This window comes from Segatella copri, assembly GCF_026015465.1.
Taxonomy (GTDB): Bacteria; Bacteroidota; Bacteroidia; order Bacteroidales; family Bacteroidaceae; genus Prevotella; species Prevotella copri_E.
This window is the reverse complement of record NZ_JAPDUQ010000003.1, coordinates 525,047-541,994: the sequence shown is the minus strand read 5'-3', so window position 1 is coordinate 541,994 and position 16,948 is coordinate 525,047. Positions and strand designations below refer to the sequence as shown.

At 44.9% G+C, this 16,948-nt stretch carries 16 protein-coding genes; 2 read left to right on the top strand and 14 right to left on the bottom strand.

Features of this window, described 5'->3' with window-relative positions; all coding sequences use genetic code 11:
- Positions 1-101 precede the first annotated feature (101 nt).
- Positions 102-848, top strand: coding sequence for an ABC transporter ATP-binding protein (locus ONT08_RS13355; RefSeq protein WP_119236401.1), 747 nt, complete (start codon positions 102-104; stop codon positions 846-848).
- The gene (locus ONT08_RS13350; protein ID WP_022121556.1) at positions 845-1,687 is read left to right on the top strand and encodes a CvfB family protein; all 843 of its coding nucleotides are present in this window, start codon (positions 845-847) and stop codon (positions 1,685-1,687) included. The genes ONT08_RS13355 and ONT08_RS13350 overlap by 4 nt, the downstream gene beginning before the upstream one ends.
- Before the next feature lie 161 nt (positions 1,688-1,848).
- Here the strand turns inward: ONT08_RS13350 and ONT08_RS13345 are convergent, their stop codons facing one another.
- The 14 genes from ONT08_RS13345 to ONT08_RS13280 all read right to left on the bottom strand — a co-directional run bounded on the left by ONT08_RS13345 (position 1,849) and on the right by ONT08_RS13280 (position 16,808).
- Entirely contained in the window at positions 1,849-2,025 is a 177-nt protein-coding gene (locus tag ONT08_RS13345; protein ID WP_264960165.1) for a hypothetical protein, read from the bottom strand.
- Between the two features lie 60 nt (positions 2,026-2,085).
- Positions 2,086-2,427, bottom strand: coding sequence for an addiction module toxin RelE (locus ONT08_RS13340; protein WP_119236400.1), 342 nt, complete (start codon positions 2,425-2,427; stop codon positions 2,086-2,088).
- Between the two features lies 1 nt (position 2,428).
- Positions 2,429-2,710 carry a hypothetical protein gene (locus tag ONT08_RS13335; protein WP_117586854.1) on the bottom strand — a complete coding sequence of 94 codons (282 nt, stop codon included), beginning with the start codon at positions 2,708-2,710 and terminating at the stop codon, positions 2,429-2,431.
- 258 nt (positions 2,711-2,968) lie between these two features.
- A complete protein-coding gene (locus ONT08_RS13330; RefSeq protein WP_117586855.1) occupies positions 2,969-3,514 on the bottom strand; it encodes a 2-oxoacid:acceptor oxidoreductase family protein in 546 nt (181 codons plus the stop codon).
- Positions 3,515-3,574: 60 nt separating this feature from the next.
- Positions 3,575-4,339, bottom strand: a complete 765-nt coding sequence (locus ONT08_RS13325; RefSeq protein ID WP_264960164.1) for a thiamine pyrophosphate-dependent enzyme — start codon at positions 4,337-4,339, stop codon at positions 3,575-3,577.
- A 79-nt stretch (positions 4,340-4,418) separates the two neighbouring features.
- Positions 4,419-5,507 carry a 3-methyl-2-oxobutanoate dehydrogenase subunit VorB gene (locus ONT08_RS13320; protein ID WP_264960163.1) on the bottom strand — a complete coding sequence of 363 codons (1,089 nt, stop codon included), beginning with the start codon at positions 5,505-5,507 and terminating at the stop codon, positions 4,419-4,421.
- Positions 5,508-5,510: 3 nt separating this feature from the next.
- Complete coding sequence (locus tag ONT08_RS13315) at positions 5,511-5,741, bottom strand: 4Fe-4S binding protein (RefSeq protein WP_006848322.1); 231 nt, start codon at positions 5,739-5,741, stop codon at positions 5,511-5,513.
- A 69-nt stretch (positions 5,742-5,810) separates the two neighbouring features.
- Positions 5,811-5,990 (bottom strand): tetratricopeptide repeat protein, encoded by a 180-nt coding sequence (locus ONT08_RS13310; protein ID WP_006848323.1) that lies wholly within the window; start codon positions 5,988-5,990, stop codon positions 5,811-5,813.
- 193 nt (positions 5,991-6,183) lie between these two features.
- Positions 6,184-7,470 carry an MATE family efflux transporter gene (locus ONT08_RS13305; protein ID WP_264960162.1) on the bottom strand — a complete coding sequence of 429 codons (1,287 nt, stop codon included), beginning with the start codon at positions 7,468-7,470 and terminating at the stop codon, positions 6,184-6,186.
- Between the two features lie 86 nt (positions 7,471-7,556).
- On the bottom strand, positions 7,557-8,642 hold the full coding sequence (gene trpS, locus ONT08_RS13300; protein ID WP_117586858.1) for a tryptophan--tRNA ligase: 1,086 nt from the start codon (positions 8,640-8,642) through the stop codon (positions 7,557-7,559).
- A 187-nt stretch (positions 8,643-8,829) separates the two neighbouring features.
- The gene (locus tag ONT08_RS13295) at positions 8,830-9,975 is read right to left on the bottom strand and encodes an OmpA family protein (protein ID WP_264960161.1); all 1,146 of its coding nucleotides are present in this window, start codon (positions 9,973-9,975) and stop codon (positions 8,830-8,832) included.
- An 18-nt stretch (positions 9,976-9,993) separates the two neighbouring features.
- Complete coding sequence (locus tag ONT08_RS13290; RefSeq protein ID WP_264960160.1) at positions 9,994-12,690, bottom strand: Ig-like domain-containing protein; 2,697 nt, start codon at positions 12,688-12,690, stop codon at positions 9,994-9,996.
- Between the two features lie 23 nt (positions 12,691-12,713).
- Entirely contained in the window at positions 12,714-13,214 is a 501-nt protein-coding gene (locus tag ONT08_RS13285; RefSeq protein WP_254974351.1) for a hypothetical protein, read from the bottom strand.
- Between the two features lie 96 nt (positions 13,215-13,310).
- Positions 13,311-16,808, bottom strand: a complete 3,498-nt coding sequence (locus tag ONT08_RS13280) for a PL29 family lyase N-terminal domain-containing protein (RefSeq protein ID WP_264960159.1) — start codon at positions 16,806-16,808, stop codon at positions 13,311-13,313.
- Positions 16,809-16,948: the final 140 nt, after the last annotated feature.

Below are 16,948 nucleotides of genomic sequence, written 5' to 3'. Positions count from 1 at the left end.
ATTACATAAAATAAGGCTCTTTTTTTCTTTTTATCTCTTAAAATTAGGCATTTCCAAATATTTTGCTTAATTTTGCCTGCAAAATAATTTTGAGTAAGAAAATGATAGATATAAAAGGTATAACCAAGAGCTTCGGCTCCCTGCAGGTGCTTAAGGGCATCGACCTGCATATTGACAAGGGCGAGGTGGTAAGTATCGTCGGTCCTAGTGGTGCCGGTAAGACTACACTTCTCCAGATTATCGGTACCCTCGACAAGCCTGATAGTGGCAGCATCATGGTTGATGGCATCGATGTAAGCAGCCTCAGCACCAAGAAACTGAGCGATTTCCGCAACCAGCATCTCGGTTTCGTCTTCCAGTTCCACCAACTTCTCCCTGAGTTCACCGCCTTGGAGAACATCATGATTCCTGCCTTCATTGCAGGCAAGAGCCGAAAAGAAGCCAAGGAGCGTGCCGAGGAGTTACTGGCGTTCATGGGCTTGAGCGATAGAGCCAGTCACAAGCCTGCCGAGTTATCCGGTGGTGAGAAACAGCGTGTAGCCGTGGCGAGAGCTTTGGTCAATAATCCTGCCGTCATCCTTGCCGATGAGCCATCAGGAAGTCTCGACACCAAGAACAAGGCTGAGCTTCACCAGCTCTTCTTCGACCTCAGAGACAAGTTCGGTCAGACTTTCGTCATCGTAACTCATGATGAGGGCCTTGCTGCCATCACCGACCGCACCATCCATCTCAAGGATGGAATGATTGAGAAGACGGTGGAAGCAGGAGCTGCTGATAGCCAGGAAGAAACTGCAGAAGTTGCAGAAACCCCAACAACAGAAGAAAAAACTGAAGATAATATTATATGAGTAAAAAGATAAAACTCGGCGATTACAATCGCCTTCGCATCGTAAAGAAAGTTGATTTCGGTCTGTATCTCGATGGTGGTGACGAGGGAGAAATCCTCCTTCCATCCCGCTACGTACCTGAAGACGCAGGCATCGGCGACGAGCTGGATGTCTTCATCTATCTCGACCAAGAAGAGCGCCTCATAGCAACCACCGAAACCCCATTGGCTAAGGTGGGCGATTTCGCCTATCTCGAAGTGAAATGGGTCAACGAATACGGAGCCTTCCTGGGCTGGGGCCTGATGAAGGACATCTTCTGCCCATTCCGCGAGCAGAAGAAACGCATGGTGCTCGGCAACTCCTACATCGTGCATATCCACATCGATGAGGAGAGCTACCGCATCGTTGCCTCTGCCAAGATTGAGCGTTATCTCAACGAAGACCATCCTCACTACAAGCATGGTGACGAGGTGGATCTCCTCATCTGGCAGAAGACCGACCTGGGCTTCAAGGTTATCATCGACAACCAGTATCCGGGTCTCCTCTATCAGGACCAGATTTTCCAGTACATCCATACGGGTGACAAGATGAAGGGCTACATCGGAAGAGTCCGTCCTGACGGAAAGATAGATGTCACCCTGCAGAAGACCGGCATCCAGCAGACTGCCGACTTCGCCGAAACCCTCTACCAGTATCTCTTGGACAACGATGGCGAGTGTAACCTTGGCGACAAGAGCGAGGCCGACGACATCTACGAGCGTTTCCACGTGAGCAAGAAGGTTTACAAGCGTGCCGTGGGCGATCTATACAAAAAGCGCCTCATCACCGTAAGCCCGATGAGCATCCGATTGGCGGAATAAAGCAGATTAGATGTATATATAATAAGGTATTTGCATTATTCATACGCATTTGTTGCAAATCAGTGGCAAAAAAAGGTCGTTTTTGTTGCAAATCAGGGGCAACTAGACCAAAGCTTGTTGTAAATCAGGGGCAACTAGGCATCATTTAAAAAGGTGGCGCATCAAAAAAGATGCGTCACCTTTATTTTCTTATACGGTTTACCACCCAAACCAAGGGCAGTCATCGTATGATCCTTGATAATCAATTTACCAGCAAGAAAATCTTGCCATACTTGATGGTATTCGCTTTGCCTTGAAATTGCAATAACAAGGCAATTGGTATCCAAAACAATATTCATAACTATACGTTATGAAATACTATGAAGTTCCGAAATTACACAATCTACAAATTCTGCGTATTATACATTTTTACGTTTATCAAGCAAAAAGCTGATAAACTCATCAGAGATATTAGAGATTTCTCCTTTATCATAGATTGTCAACAAATCAATGATAATGGAATCTCCTTCCTGGTAAAGATTATAAGTGATGACCCTTGCACCACCACTCTTACCTTTACCCTTACTAGCTATTGCCATTCTTACCTTTCTGACACCTTTGCCAAGACTAGTACCTTGAAAAGGATCCTGTTCTAAGCCTGTAAGAAAAGCATCGTAATCATCAAGCATTGAACGATATTTCTTGGAAAGCTTTCTAAGTTGTCGCTCAAATTCTTTTTCCGTATAAATTTTAACCTTCATACTACGCCTCCTCTTCCCGAAGTCTTCTCAACAATTCACGAGCATCCATCGGCTTAGTCCCATTCTTCTTATGGGCTTCCAGTTCATCAAGAGCACGGTTGAGACTTTCTGCCACATAGGCTTCCTGCTCTGCCTGGCTCATATATCTTTCCTGGAAACTGTTTCCAGACTTGGAGATAGAACTTGCTAATTTTTCAGCATAGTCTTTGAGCTTGGCGACAAATTCGTCAAGCGTATATTGACCTGTAGAAGGTACTTGAAACTGAATATTAATCGTTTCCATCTTATTCCTTTCTTTTAAATTAACGCCACAAAATTAACGAAAAGAATTGGAAATGCCAAAGAAAAGAACAACTTTCTTTAGTTTAAGATATGAAAAACATTCAACAACAGTTTTTGAATGTAGCAAACTACATGATGCAAATTAAATATATAATCTGCAAGATGCATCATTTTTTCCTTTTCAACCCAGCCTAATAAAACAAGGGAGCGAACTGCATCGCAACGCAGCCCGCTCCCTTATCTATACTGATGATTGAATTTAATCTACCTTTTCGATAATCTTCATTCCCTCTTCCACTGCCTGCATGTTCAGTGGAATCAAAGCATGATGGCGCTCTGGCAATGACTTGTAAAGCGCCTTGTTCAAACCATCGGTGCTCACAACAGGACAAACCTTCAGCAGACCGCCCAAAACAATCATATTGAACACCTTAGAGTTTTTCATCTCGGCAGCCTTGTCCATCGCATCAATGCGATAAATGGTGATGTCCTTGCGCTGTGGAGGATTCATCACACCATAGCCATCATAAATCAGGATGCCGCCTGGCTTAATCTTCGGCTCAAACTTGTCGAGCGACGGCTGGTTGAGCACGATGGCTACATCATAATGGCTCAGGATAGGCGAAGAGATGCGACTGTCGCTCACAATGACCGTTACATTGGCTGTACCGCCACGCTGCTCTGGTCCGTAAGCAGGCATCCAGGTTACTTCCTTATCCTCCATCAGTCCTGAATAAGCCAGAATCTTTCCCATAGAGAGAACGCCCTGACCGCCAAAACCGGATATAATGATTTCTGTCTTCATTGTTCTATTATTATATTAGAAGAGCAATTCGTTCTTCACTCTTCGTTCTTCACTCTTCACTTACATTCCCGTTGTATCCTTCAGGTCACCCTTAGGATACTGCTTAAACATGTTCTCTTCCATCCACTTGTTAGCCTCAACAGGTGAGAGTTTCCAACCGCTGTTGCAGGTAGAAACAATCTCTACCAGGCTGGAGCCCTTGCCCTGCATGCTTGCCTCGAACGCCTTGCGGATAGCCTTCTTTGCCTTCTTGATGCTTGCCACGGTCTCCACACTCTGGCAGGTTACATAACAAGTACCCTGCAGATGGCTTGCCAACTCGGTAATATTGAGTGGATAACCATGAAGATCAGCCTCTCTACCATAAGGACAGGTAGCAGTCTTCTGACCCAACAGGGTAGTTGGCGCCATCTGTCCGCCGGTCATACCATAGATGGCATTATTGATGAAGATGATGGCGATATGCTCACCACGGTTCAGGGCATGGATGGCTTCGCAGGTACCGATGCACGCCAAATCGCCATCGCCCTGATAAGTGAAGACAAGACGATCAGGCCACAAGCGCTTGATGCCCGTAGCTACAGCAGGTGCACGACCATGAGCAGCCTCCTGCCAGTCAATATCCAAATAGCGATAAGCAAAGACAGCGCAGCCCACCGGACATACGCCTACCGTCTTATCCTCCATGCCCATCTCCTCGATAACCTCGGCAACGAGCTTATGAACTACGCCATGCGAACACCCCGGGCAATAGTGCATCGGGGTATCGTTCATCAGCGTAGGCTTCTTATATACCAGATTCTCTGGTGAAATTATATCATTCATTTTATTTAATTTATAGTTAATAGTTTACAGTTTATAGGGCGTAGCCTCCTATTAACAATAAACTATTAATTGTTAACTATCAATTGTTAACTGTTAACTGTTTTAATGCTTCAACGATTTCCTCCGGCTCCGGTACGATACCGCCCAGACGACCAAAGTGCTCCACAGGAGTCTGACCATTCACAGCCAGTCGCACATCCTGAACCATCTGACCGGCATTGATTTCTACAACCAGAATGCCCTTCTTGGTCTTGGCGAGTTCATGAATCTCCTTTTCAGGGAAAGGCCAGAGGGTGATAGGACGGAACAATCCTACCTTGATGCCCTGCTCACGCGCACTCTCGATGCTCTTCTCGGCAATACGTGCCGCACTACCGAAGGCTACGATAACATAGTCGGCATCATCCATCTGCTCGGTTTCATAACGAACCTCGGTTTCACGGATTTTTCTGTATTTCTCCTGAAGAGCAATATTGCGCTCCTCCATCACCTCAGGCTTGAGTTCCAGAGAGGTCATGATGTTGACTGGACGGTTCTTCGGACGGCCGATGGTAGCCCAAGGACATTCCTTCGCAATCTCCTCCTCAGTACGTCGAGGCTTGACAGGAGGCAGAACCACCTTCTCCATCATCTGACCAATGACACCATCGCTCAGAATCATCGCAGGATTGCGATACTTAAAGGCAAGCGTAAAGGCGAGATCAACGAAATCAGCCATCTCCTGAACAGAAGCAGGAGCCAGCACAATCACATTATAGTCGCCGTTACCACCGCCGCGGGTAGCCTGGAAATAATCACTCTGGGATGGCTGGATGGTACCCAGACCCGGACCGCCACGCTGCACATTGACGATAACGCCCGGAATCTCAGCACCTGCCATGTAAGAGATACCCTCTTGCATCAAAGCAACACCCGGACTTGAAGAAGTGGTAATGACACGCTTACCGGCACCGGCGCCACCATAAACCATGTTGATAGCCGCCACCTCACTCTCAGCCTGCAGAACCACCATACCTGATGTTTCCCATGGCTTGAGCAGAGCCAGCGTCTCTATAATCTCACTTTGAGGTGTGATAGGATAGCCGAAGAAACCATCCGCACCACATCTGATACAGGCATGGGCTATCGCCTCATTGCCTTTCATTAATGTTACGTCTTGATTTGCCATTGTTTAGTCCTCCTTCTTACGATAAACAGTGATACAGCCGTCCGGACACACGATGGCGCACGAAGTGCAACCAACACACGCATCAGGTACAGCTGCCTCTACATAACGGTAACCATGCACATTGACTTTTTTCTCTGCCAATGCGATGACATGCTGAGGACAAGCCTCCACACAGAGCGAGCATCCCTTGCAGCGCCCGGTGTCGACTACAATAGCCCCTTTAATCTTACTCATATTCTAATTTCTTACTAATTATCTTTACCATTGGAGTAAACAAAGCTCCTGCTGTCCACATGTCGGTTGTTATGGATTGTAGTAGTCTTTGCAATAAAAGCTCATGATATCATCCAGCATCTCCTTGGCTGCCACGGCAGGACTCTCGGGATCAAGAGCTATCGCCTCCATATAGCAGTCGAGGGCACGCTTAAAGTCACCCTGCTTGCGCCAGGCGTTACCTTGCTGATAATATTCTTCTGCTGTCATTTACTCTTTTCTTTTTAAGTTTTGCTCTGCGAAATTACTAATTTTCGGCTAAGAAAAAGAATATAAGCCTAAGATTTAAACTATATTAATGTAGTTTTTCACAAAAATGCGCACACAATAATTCAGTGTGCAATTTTTATGAAAGATGTGCATTATTTCTACTAAAATATTCTATAAAAACACTATTCGTCATTTACCGCAGTTTTTTACGGTAAATGACGAACAGTACGATTCCCCTCAACAGAAGGTAGAGAATGAAGGCCAACCACAAGGCATGATTGCCCAGAAAAGGATGCAAGCCGAAGAACAGACCGAAGAACGAAGCCGAGGCTACGGCAGTAGAACAGAGCATCGACTTAGACTGGGTGATGCCTACAAAGATGCCATCGAAGACGAATGCCGACATGCCAGACAGCGGAATCAGCACAGCCCACCAGAAATACTCGCCCGATGCAGCTATCACCTGCTTATCGCTCGTGAGCAAAGAGAGGAAATTCTCGCCACCCACTATATATAATAAGGTGAAACCTACAGCCACGACAGTTCCAAAACCCATCGTTCTTTTAACCACCTCGCGGAATGCCCCCATGTTTCGGGCTCCGTAATACTTGCCGCTCAACGCCTCTGCCGCATAAGCAAAACCATCCATAAAATAAGAGAAGATGGTAAAGAGCGTCATCAGCAGCGTATTCACTGCCAGCACGATGGTACTCTCCCTGGAACCTGCCGCCGTAAAGAAGAGGTTGACCGCCACCAGACAGAGGGTGCGGAGAAAGATATCCTTATTGAGCGAGAAAAACTGCTTCAGCGGTTCGGCAGCAAAGAGATACCGGCGATAGTCATACTTGCTTAACCGGCGATAACAGATACGATAGAACAGACATGCCATCAGGAATCCCCACCATTGGGCTATGACCGTTCCGAGCGCCACGCCTTCTATCGTCATCCCGCAGACAAAGACCAGCAGCAGGGAGGCTATGATGTTAACCACATTCTGTGTCAGAGATACCATCATCGGAATGCGCGTGTTCTGCATACCGATAAACCAGCCGGTAAATCCGTAGAGTCCGAGCACTGCCGGGGCTCCCCAGATACAGACATAACAGTATCTCCGTGCCAGTTCCACGACATCCGCTTCCGGCGACATCGCCCAGAGTCCGCAACCTATCAGCCATTTCTGGAGAACGAAGAACAGCACACCTATCCCCACACCGATACTCAGAGAGCGCACCAGGAGCCTCAGTACCTCAGCCAAATCTCTCCTTCCCAAAGCCTGCGAAGTCATTCCGCTAGTTCCCATTCTCAGGAATCCGAAAAGCCAGTAGATGACATTGAACAGCATCGACCCCACGGCAATGGCTCCGATGTAAGCCGCATCGCCGATATGCCCGACAATGGCGACATCAACCAAACCCAAAAGCGGTACCGTGATATTGGATATTATCGACGGCACCGCTAATTGTAATATTCGTTTATTCATAATTAAAAATCAATAATCAATAATTAAGAATGTACTTTCCGAAACGGCGTATGCCTAACTATCAATTATAAACTATTAACTATAAACTAAATTCTAAATTTCGCAGCCTGCTCCTCAATATAGGCAGCATCGCTGAAATAGTCGATACGCATAGCCTTGCGAACCTCATCCATAGTCTGGGCTGCAAACTCGCGGGCATCCTCGCTACCCTTCTTCAGGATATTGAATACCTCAGGAATATCTTGCTCAAACTCATGACGGCGGGCACGGATTGGGTCGAGCATCTTGTTGATGACGCTGTTCAGGAACTTCTTGCAGGTACCGTCACCGATACCACCCTTCACATACTGCTCCTTCAACTCATCCAAAGTCTTGAACTCAGGCCAGAACTCAGCAAAGTCCTCTGGTGTAGAGAATGCCTCAAGATAAGTGAACACGGCATTACCCTCCAGATGTCCCGGCTCTTCCATGCTCATACGTGGCTCACCGTTAGACATCTTCTTCACCTTCTTCCAAACGGTCTTCTCATCGTCGCTCATGTAGATGCAGTTGCCGAGACTCTTACTCATCTTCTCCTTACCGTCAGTTCCTGGAAGACGACGGCAGCAGGCAATCTCTGGAAGCAGAATCTCCGGCTCTACCAATACAGGTGCATAAGTCTGGTTGAAACGGCGAACCAACTCGCGGGTTACCTCCAGCATAGGCTCCTGGTCCTCACCGGCAGGCACGGTTGTAGCCTTGAAAGCGGTGATGTCGGCAGCCTGACTCACAGGATAGCAGAAGAAACCGAGCGGAATGTTTGCCTCGAAGTTACGCATCTTGATCTCAGTCTTCACGGTTGGGTTACGCTGAACACGAGATACGCTGATGAGGTTCATCAGATAGGTAGTCAACTCAGCCAACTCCGGAATCATACTCTGGATATAGAGTGTACACTTCTGTGGGTCGAGGCCCGCAGAGAGATAGTCAAGAGCCACCTCTGTAATGTTCTGTCGAATCTTCTCAGGATTGTCGGCATTATCAGTCAAAGCCTGAACATCAGCCATGAAAACGAACATTCTGTCGAAGTCGCCAGCGTTCTGAAGTTGTACTCGGCGCTGCAGAGAGCCGATGTAATGACCCAGGTGAAGTTTACCTGTAGGACGGTCGCCCGTCAATATAATCTTTCCCATTTTCTTGCAATTTATTATTATTTTTGTGCAAAGGTACAACAAAATATTGAGAAACTGCAAGAAATGGTGAAAAAATAACAAAATGAGCGGGAGAAGGAAGGGATATCTGAAAGAAAAGCGGGGCACCCCTTGAGGATGCCCCGCCACCAATTAAAATAATTGATTGTCGCATTATAAACTTACCGTACTACTTAGCGATCATGATCGTTACACGGTTCTCTGCGTTTTCCGCAAAAGGCTGCACACGTGCACCCTTAGATTCTTCTGTAATGCGCTCAGAAGGTATATTATATTTCTTTGTCAGCATCCAAACCACAGCTGCTGCTCGCTTGGCAGCGATGCGGTCGTTGATGACGTCATTGCCTGTACCCTTGTCAGCATAACCGGTTACTACAACCTTTGCCTCTGTGTTCTTGTTCAGGAAGTCAACCACCTCACGGATCTTAGCATCCTCAGCAGGAGCAATCTTGCAAGAATTGATGGTGAAGAAGATGTCACGGCGAATCTCCTCTACCTTCTTCTCTACAGGAGCCGGCTTAGGCTCTGGCTTAGGAGCTACATATTCCTGCTTAGGAGCTGGTGCCGGAGCAGGTTCCTCTACTGGCTTAGCCTTCTTGGTATAGCTCTTGCCCAGGTTGATGCGTACACCTGCCAGTGCATTGAAGTACCAGTCAGGGTTATCTGCCTTCTTAGAGTTGTACTTGTCAGAAATCATGTTGGCATTGCCTTCGAGCATGATGCTCACAGCCTTGCTTACCTTGAATTCCAGGTCGATACCGGCTCTGCCGTAAGGGCGAACCTTCTTTCCCTGCCAGAGATATTCCAGCAGATAGTTGCTCTGATTCTTGATGTTGGCAGCCAGGTCGTTTACCTCCTGGTTAGCTCCTGCCCAGTTGATACCACCACCTACGAAGGCAGTAGCGCTGAACACGCGGTTCGGGTTCCAGCCACAGAAGAGGTTAGAGAGGTTGAACATAAAGTCCACACCCGGAGCTACATATTTCCATTTGTAGCTGGCGGTATACGGAGTACCGTCCTTGGTAGCCTTGTATCCGTTCCATCCGCCCTTGCTCCAGATACCGTTTATCTGACCACGGAGTCCGAAAACAGGAGAGAACTGGTAGCCGATGGCACCCTGGAAGTTAGGAGAAAGCAAGTCTGAGAAACTTGCCTCACCTACAGTATATTGCCCACCAGCCTGAACATCCAGAAACCAGTGACGCTTAAACTGATATTCGTTTCCATCCTTGTCTGTGTAGGATGCTTGCGCCATAGCGGCTGTAGAGCCGATGGCTAACATGGCCGTTGCCATAAATAATTTCATTGGTTTCATAACTTTCTACATTAAATTTTATTTCTTTACGAATTTCTTTCCATTCACAATGTAGATACCAGAACGATTCATCTGCTTTACCTTACGTCCCTGGACATCATAGATTACATTGTTCTTCTCAGTAGAATTCACAACATGTCCGATACCAGTAGCCTTATCATTGTCTACTTCAATTGTAATCGTCATTCTTGGGTTTGTATGACAGTCACTGGCTTGGGTTGTGGTCTTGTCCTCAAGGAACTTTCCAAAGTTTGTATCTCCGAAGGTTCCCTGCAAAATTACGATAGCGTAACTATTGGCTTTCAATTCACCTTCTCTAATAGGAGTATCAAAAACTAACAGCAATGTCGGCGTTGCCGGATCTTCTGGATCTACATAGCTTTCAAAGTGTCCTGTACGAATCGTCTTGTTGTTGTCGTAAACTGCAAGTCTCACTTCTCTATCAGGATTAGCAACCAAGCCATCAAAGTATCCAATGTTTTTAATCATAAATCCATTCAATGCAACATCCTTGACAAAACCTGATATATCAGGCAACATCTGGTATATTGAATAATCTGATTTAAGATTTGGATCTTCAGGAGAGCCGCCCTTTCCTATCGTAAAGCTTTCCTTGATAGCTTGTGTCTTTACTTCCTTATTATTCTTTTCATAATGGAAGGTTCCTTCTGGGATTACCAGCTGATAGCTAGCCTTTGCCAGGTCAGTCAACGCAAAAGTAAACTGATTGTCTTTTCCTGTTACCGGAGTAAAGGTAACATCTTTCACGCGCTCCCCCTTCTCATTAGCAATATAGGCATCAGCATCACTCATTACTGTAACATGAGTCAACCCATCGAAAGAAAGAGTCAGGAAATCGGCATTGCTTCCTACTATTGCAGGTGTCAACTTGTAAGCTGTCTCTACGGTCTTGATAGCAGCAGCCGGTTTTTCAACCTCAACGAATGCGAAGGCACTGGTCAGACTGCTTTGCCAATATGGAGCAGCGACAGCTGCTTCTGTCTGATATTTCTTGTCTGCATGATTGCACAAAGCATAAGCAACGCTAGAGTTTCCCGTTACAGATGGATAAGATCCCTTGAATGAGAAAGTACCCAATGCTTTGTCTGCATCAAAGACATCACCCGTTTCGAGTTGTACAGCAGAGCCATCCAGTTTGGCAATTCTAAGTTTGCTTACTTCTGCACCTGCATCAGCTGTCACTCCATTGACATTCAGCATATTGTCATCAGCATCACCCAAGGTGAAGACTCCACTATTATCTAACGCCTCAAAAGCACAAGCTTCATCAATATTGTCTACCAATAGAACCTGCTTTTCTTTTACAGCAAGATACAATGATTTACCATCCTTATTTACACTGGCTATCTTATACCACTTCTTGTTCTCAGGAAGAAGAACATCCGTTTCATTATAATAAGCATCAATAGCAGCCTTGAATTCTGCATCTGTTGATGCTTCATTCTTTACAACATTGTCCAATGCTACGTAAGCCGCGCTTGTGACCTTAGGATAACCCACCGATTTGTTTTGCAACAGTTCTTGGGCTTTCAGGTAAGCCGCAGAACCGACAACAACATATTCTACATCAAAAGCCTTATTGTAGCGTTCCCATTCGGCATCGCCCTTCTTGTCGTTGCAAACTACATTAGCAGGAACAATAAGTTTATAAGTACCCTTCTTTGAGATAGCACCTGCAGCGCCCTGTATTTCAAAATTAACTTTCGTATCAGATGCCTTGACAGCCTTTGCTATCAGATAGTCGTTACCATCTTTCAGTAATTTCACGCTGGCAGCCTCATCTACATATCCAACCTTCTCTCCGAAGTCTACGGCAATAGTAAGAGGTAAAGTTTCAACGGTTCCCGCTGCAGGAGTAATCGAAACAGGACTAAAAGGAGCCTTGATGACAAAAGAGAATTTCATTTCCTTGTTCTCAAAGCCTTCCTTATCAACAAAACTCTTTGCAGGAACCGTAAGTGTATATGTACCATTCTTTGCTATCTGGCTAGCAGCAGATAAGGTCACCACATTGTCTTTTACAGTAGCAGAAAGCGTTTCGCTGCTCGTTCCATCAGAGAGTGTGATTTTGGATGCATCTTTAACCAGCATGTTGCGGTCGAATGTAAGATGCATGTTTTCAAAGTACTCTAAAACACTGCCATTCTCCAAATCACCTGTAGCTATCAGAATGGTAGACGGCATGGTATAGAGTACCGTAATCTTTTTCAATTGAGCATTCGAAAAACTGTTTTTGTATATTAAGTCATGGATATCCTGCTTTTTATCATTAATCCATGTCTTGTATCCATCTTCCTGACTTCCTAATTCATCGTCTGTCACTCGGAGATCACCTACACTACTATCATCAGAGAAAGATACTCTGTCAAGACGTCCGATAACAGGTGCATGCACTTTCATCAAAGCCTGCTGACTGACTTTGAGATAATAGGTGACTTCATGAGTATAGGGATTAGTAAAATTCAAGATGGATGTACCCAATCCCTGATTACCCCACTCAAAATCAATAGTAATGTCGCCATTAGAGAAAACATTATCAGTAACGGGAACTTCATTACTATTACCTTCAGGTGGAGTTATGGAAGGAGTAAGGCTGAGTGGCTGACTGAAATCAAATACAGCAGTGCGCTGTATCTGAGCCCAACAGGGTGCAGACATACAAGCCAGTAATATGACAAACAATGATTTTTTCATAATAGGTAAGTTTAAATGTTTTATTAGCGCATGTTCAAATCTATTTCGTCAGTAGCCGTCTTTACACACAGTTTCCAAGTGCCGTCTACTTTCACCGGATTGAACATATAAGCTGTCTTTGCCGGTTCAGCGGTTCCAGCCTGTTTTGCCGTTGCAAAGGTAACATCATATTTCACATCATTGCAGCCTTGCAACTGGAATGAGTAATATACGCGTGTATAATCCAATACAGGGAACATCTTAAACTTGTTAAGATATCTTTGTCTTGTTTCTTCTGTGAGAGGTTTCACTTCTTGCGTAGAATCGGTATATTCATGCAAATTGGCAAGCACTGCGTTATAATCCTTTGCCTTGAGTTGCGCCATGGCATCATCACAAAGTTTCAACATAGCAGCCGTATCTTCTTCTGTCAATTCGCTTCTGAATTCATCAACCTGCTGTTCGCGACTTTTCTTTTTATCACCGCATGAGCATAATGAGAAGACCAATATAGCCAAGAGAGAATATAATATAGTTTTTTTCATACCCGTCACATTTTTAAATAAAAAGAGGGTGCGCCGCTCTTTTAGGCGCACCCTCTAATTAGAGCTTAATTATTAATTTCCTTTTCAATAAATGTCTTAATCACCGATTGTACCGTTGATTGTGAACTCAACCTCAGTAGTAAACTCACCCCACTCGTAAGCGATAGTGATAGGAACTCTTACCTTGAAGGTCTCTACGTTACCACCATTGTTGTAGTACCAGATAGTACCGAACTTAGCCTTATTAGCCTCCATGAAGGTTGTCAAAGCTGCATTCTGACTTGCAGAGTTGTAAGAAGTCAAATCGTTGGTGTAAGTTACCTGACCCTTAGTCTTAGGATCTGCAGCATTACCACTTACATTACCGCATTTGAGTTCAACCTGGTTACTAATCTGATCCATTGTAGTCCAGCTACCACCGCCAAGAGTTGTCTTAACCTTAGCAGGTGTAGTATCGATAGTGATAGACTTCACATTGTAGTAACCCCAGAACCAGAGGTGGTCACCCCACATATTACTCTGGTTAGCGACACAACCTGCCTCAGAAACTGTAGCAGTATTCCAACCACGCCAGTCGTACAACTTGAAGAGATCAAGAGCGTAAATAACGTTACCATTGGTATTTGCATCGATACGTGGCTCTGTAGCAACATCAATCAAGTTGATTGGACGCTCCCAAGATGTCAGGAAGATACCATCCTTAACAAACTCAGCTACACCACAAGTATTCTCAGTTACAACACCTACCCAAGAGCGGAGCTCCTTCTGGATATTAGCATTCGCAGGCTCATAACCAATCGCATTCAATACAGCCTTTGTTGTTGCATTCTTTTCCAATGTAATCTCACTAGTAGTAGCATTCAATGTAGCAATTTTAACATAAGAAGTACCCTTTACTGCATAGAGATTAACATTATTGAATGCACCTTCTGCGTAGTCAATAGCACAACCCTCAAGAGTTTCCTGCAACTTAGCCTTACTGAATACGTGAGAGTCGCCAGTGATATACTTGCAGAACAACTTGTTCCACTTGGTATCAGTAGCACTGCTCTGTGGAGTGATTGTATAACCACCAACTACAACAGGCTCAGGAACGAAGTAATACTTGTGAGGACCTACTAACTTAGCAACATTACCCTTCAAAGTAGAAGTAACCTTACGACCGATAGCATTGATATCGCCACCATTTGTAGGCTCCTTAACATCGAAGATAACAGCTTCCTTACCATTTTCAGAACCATCAAGTCCCTTCCAGTACTCAGGAATCAACTCACCGAATGTCTGGTTCTTATTGGCACGTGACAAGTTGTAAGTCAACTTAACATAGATGTAAGGATACTTAGCCTTTGCATTACCAATGTAACGTACATAGCGAGTTACAGTAACAGGATTAACCTGATCATGAGTCAACTTCTCAAGATCTGCAGCAGTTAAGTGCCACTTGAAGGCATGGTTAGTTGTACCCTCTGTATTACCGAAGTACTCGATATTACCAAGATCATCAGCAGCGTTGTATGTACCACCCTTCTCAGGAGCAGCCTTGAACATCTTCAGATCCAAAGTAGTATTACCAGCAGCATCAGTACCGTATGTGCCCTTTTGATCAATAGTATACTGCTCATCGAAGTCCTTCTTTGTCATATTCTCAAGACCCTCTGTCAATACAGTTGCAGAGAACTGAGCCCATGTAGTCTTCAAATCATCAATACCATTGCAGAGATCGAACTTAGCATCCTTTGTCAACAAATCAATTGCCTTATTAGGAGCAACCTCTGGGTTCTGGCGTGTAATGTGAATCAAGATGTAACCATCCAAAACCACCTTATCACCACGCTTAACGAGTACCTGAACTAATGGCTCACGGTCGATAGAAGTAGCAGACTCAGAAGTTGGATTACCCTCTGCATCAACATTCCATGCACGGAGAATACCAGCGTCTTTGTTAACCCACTTAGCATAACGGCTATCAATTGTAGCGTTACCGTCTACCTTGTACTCAACGAGGTTAAACTGATAAGTCAAGCCCCAATCCTTACCTTCTTCTAATGACATCTCCTTCAGGTTAACACCAAGCTTATTAGGAGTACCAGGAGTAAACTGCTTAACATCCTCTACCATCATATGGAGTCCGAGGTAGCTTGCAATATCAATACCCTCAGCGCTGTTATAGTAAAGTTCAAGAGCTGCACCATCTGGATCTTTCAAAGCCTCCTGAGGTGAGTCATAAACGTGAACCTTCTTGGTAACATCATCAGCAGTTGTGCCGAAGTACTTATCTACAGGAACACCTGTTTCATCACCCATACGGGTATTAGGCAAACCTGCTCCAGCATAATGAGGTTTCAATCTCCAGTACAATGCCTCGAGGTAAGCCTTCTGTGGCTGAATCAAAGCATAATCAGAAGTAACCTTGCCTTCAGCTACTGAACTTGCAGCAGTCTTAGCCTGCAAAGCAATCGTATTAGCTGTTTCATTCTTATCTTTAACAGTTGGGAATGGTTCCAACTTTTCAGGATGCTGAATCTTCAAACCTGCTGTAACAATACCATTAGAAGTATTGAAGAGAGCCTTACCTGCATCGTTCAACTCTGGAGAAGTAATATTTCCAAGCACTGAAGCTGTAGCACGAGTATGATAATTCAAGATTGTTGGCTCAAGGAGATTGAAGCCCGTAATATCCTCGTATGCCATATCAGCATTTGATGGATTCATGTGATACTTAACACCCCAAGCAGGACCATAATTGTACAAAGTTTCAGCAGCAGGAGCAACGGCTAATGAATTGTTCAATCTGTCTGGCAAATAGTTATCAAGACCTGTGATTGTCTTATGGGTGGTACCATCTGTAGTAGTCAAACGGCTAACACCAGTCAAATTTTCCTTATGCTCTAAGTATTCACCATGCAAGTAGTCATAAGTCAAAGTCTCAATACCATCCAAGTAGAGATTTGGCATGAATACCAAGCCTGTCAAATCACCAGTAAGTGAAATAACGACCTTTTCACCAGAAATACCCTTAACACCTGTGAGGATCAAGTTTTGCTTATCCAGAGAAGCGGTGATAGAGTTTGGAGTTTCCTGAACGAACTTAACATTGCTCTGCTTTACCTTCTCGCCATTTTTATAAATGTCGAAGTAACCTGTCTCAGCGTTAGGAACGTAGTACTCATAAGAAGCAGCAGTTGCATCAGAACCAGCAGCTCCAGCTGGACCCTGAGGACCCTGAGGACCCTGAGGACCCTGAGGCCCCTGAGCACCAGTGTCGCCCTTTTCGCCAATAGCCTTGTAATCCGTCTTTTCGCCATCCTTCATCCAGAAGCCATCGTCACTGATAGTCCAAGCAGTACCAGGAGTACCATCAACACCATTAGTACCATTCTTAATGTTGAAAGACTGACCGTTGCTCAATGTTACAGTAACACCGTCAGTAGCTTCTGAAACAGTCTTGATGACACCACCACCCTTGATCAGATCCTCGATCTGCTTGATAGCAGTAGCATTAGCATCAATTTGCTTTTGCAAATTGCTAATGTCGTCATCGTAATCCTTACAAGAAGTAAAGGTACTTACAGATGCAACTGTTAATGCACCCATAAGCAGCGCGCTTAAATACTTTCTTTTCATACGGTAAATATTTATAAAGTTATACGTTTTTCCTAGCCTTTCGGCAGGAAGTTATTAATTAATTCTCTATATCGAATCAAGAGTCCCGTTTGATGAAAAGAGTCTGCACT

Bases quoted from the DNA above. Each gene is read 5' to 3' on its own strand.
- ONT08_RS13330 (WP_117586855.1), bottom strand. From the start codon at position 3,514: ATGAAGACAGAAATCATTATATCCGGTTTTGGCGGTCAGGGCGTTCTC.
- ONT08_RS13350 (WP_022121556.1), top strand. From the start codon at position 845: ATGAGTAAAAAGATAAAACTCGGCGATTACAATCGCCTTCGCATCGTA.
- ONT08_RS13310 (WP_006848323.1), bottom strand. From the start codon at position 5,990: ATGACAGCAGAAGAATATTATCAGCAAGGTAACGCCTGGCGCAAGCAG.
- ONT08_RS13305 (WP_264960162.1), bottom strand. From the start codon at position 7,470: ATGAATAAACGAATATTACAATTAGCGGTGCCGTCGATAATATCCAAT.
- ONT08_RS13285 (WP_254974351.1), bottom strand. From the start codon at position 13,214: ATGAAAAAAACTATATTATATTCTCTCTTGGCTATATTGGTCTTCTCA.
- ONT08_RS13325 (WP_264960164.1), bottom strand. From the start codon at position 4,339: ATGAATGATATAATTTCACCAGAGAATCTGGTATATAAGAAGCCTACG.
- ONT08_RS13315 (WP_006848322.1), bottom strand. From the start codon at position 5,741: ATGAGTAAGATTAAAGGGGCTATTGTAGTCGACACCGGGCGCTGCAAG.
- ONT08_RS13280 (WP_264960159.1), bottom strand. From the start codon at position 16,808: ATGGGTGCATTAACAGTTGCATCTGTAAGTACCTTTACTTCTTGTAAG.
- ONT08_RS13290 (WP_264960160.1), bottom strand. From the start codon at position 12,690: ATGAAAAAATCATTGTTTGTCATATTACTGGCTTGTATGTCTGCACCC.
- ONT08_RS13340 (WP_119236400.1), bottom strand. From the start codon at position 2,427: ATGAAGGTTAAAATTTATACGGAAAAAGAATTTGAGCGACAACTTAGA.
- ONT08_RS13345 (WP_264960165.1), bottom strand. From the start codon at position 2,025: ATGAATATTGTTTTGGATACCAATTGCCTTGTTATTGCAATTTCAAGG.
- trpS (WP_117586858.1), bottom strand. From the start codon at position 8,642: ATGGGAAAGATTATATTGACGGGCGACCGTCCTACAGGTAAACTTCAC.
- ONT08_RS13320 (WP_264960163.1), bottom strand. From the start codon at position 5,507: ATGGCAAATCAAGACGTAACATTAATGAAAGGCAATGAGGCGATAGCC.
- ONT08_RS13295 (WP_264960161.1), bottom strand. From the start codon at position 9,975: ATGAAACCAATGAAATTATTTATGGCAACGGCCATGTTAGCCATCGGC.
- ONT08_RS13355 (WP_119236401.1), top strand. From the start codon at position 102: ATGATAGATATAAAAGGTATAACCAAGAGCTTCGGCTCCCTGCAGGTG.
- ONT08_RS13335 (WP_117586854.1), bottom strand. From the start codon at position 2,710: ATGGAAACGATTAATATTCAGTTTCAAGTACCTTCTACAGGTCAATAT.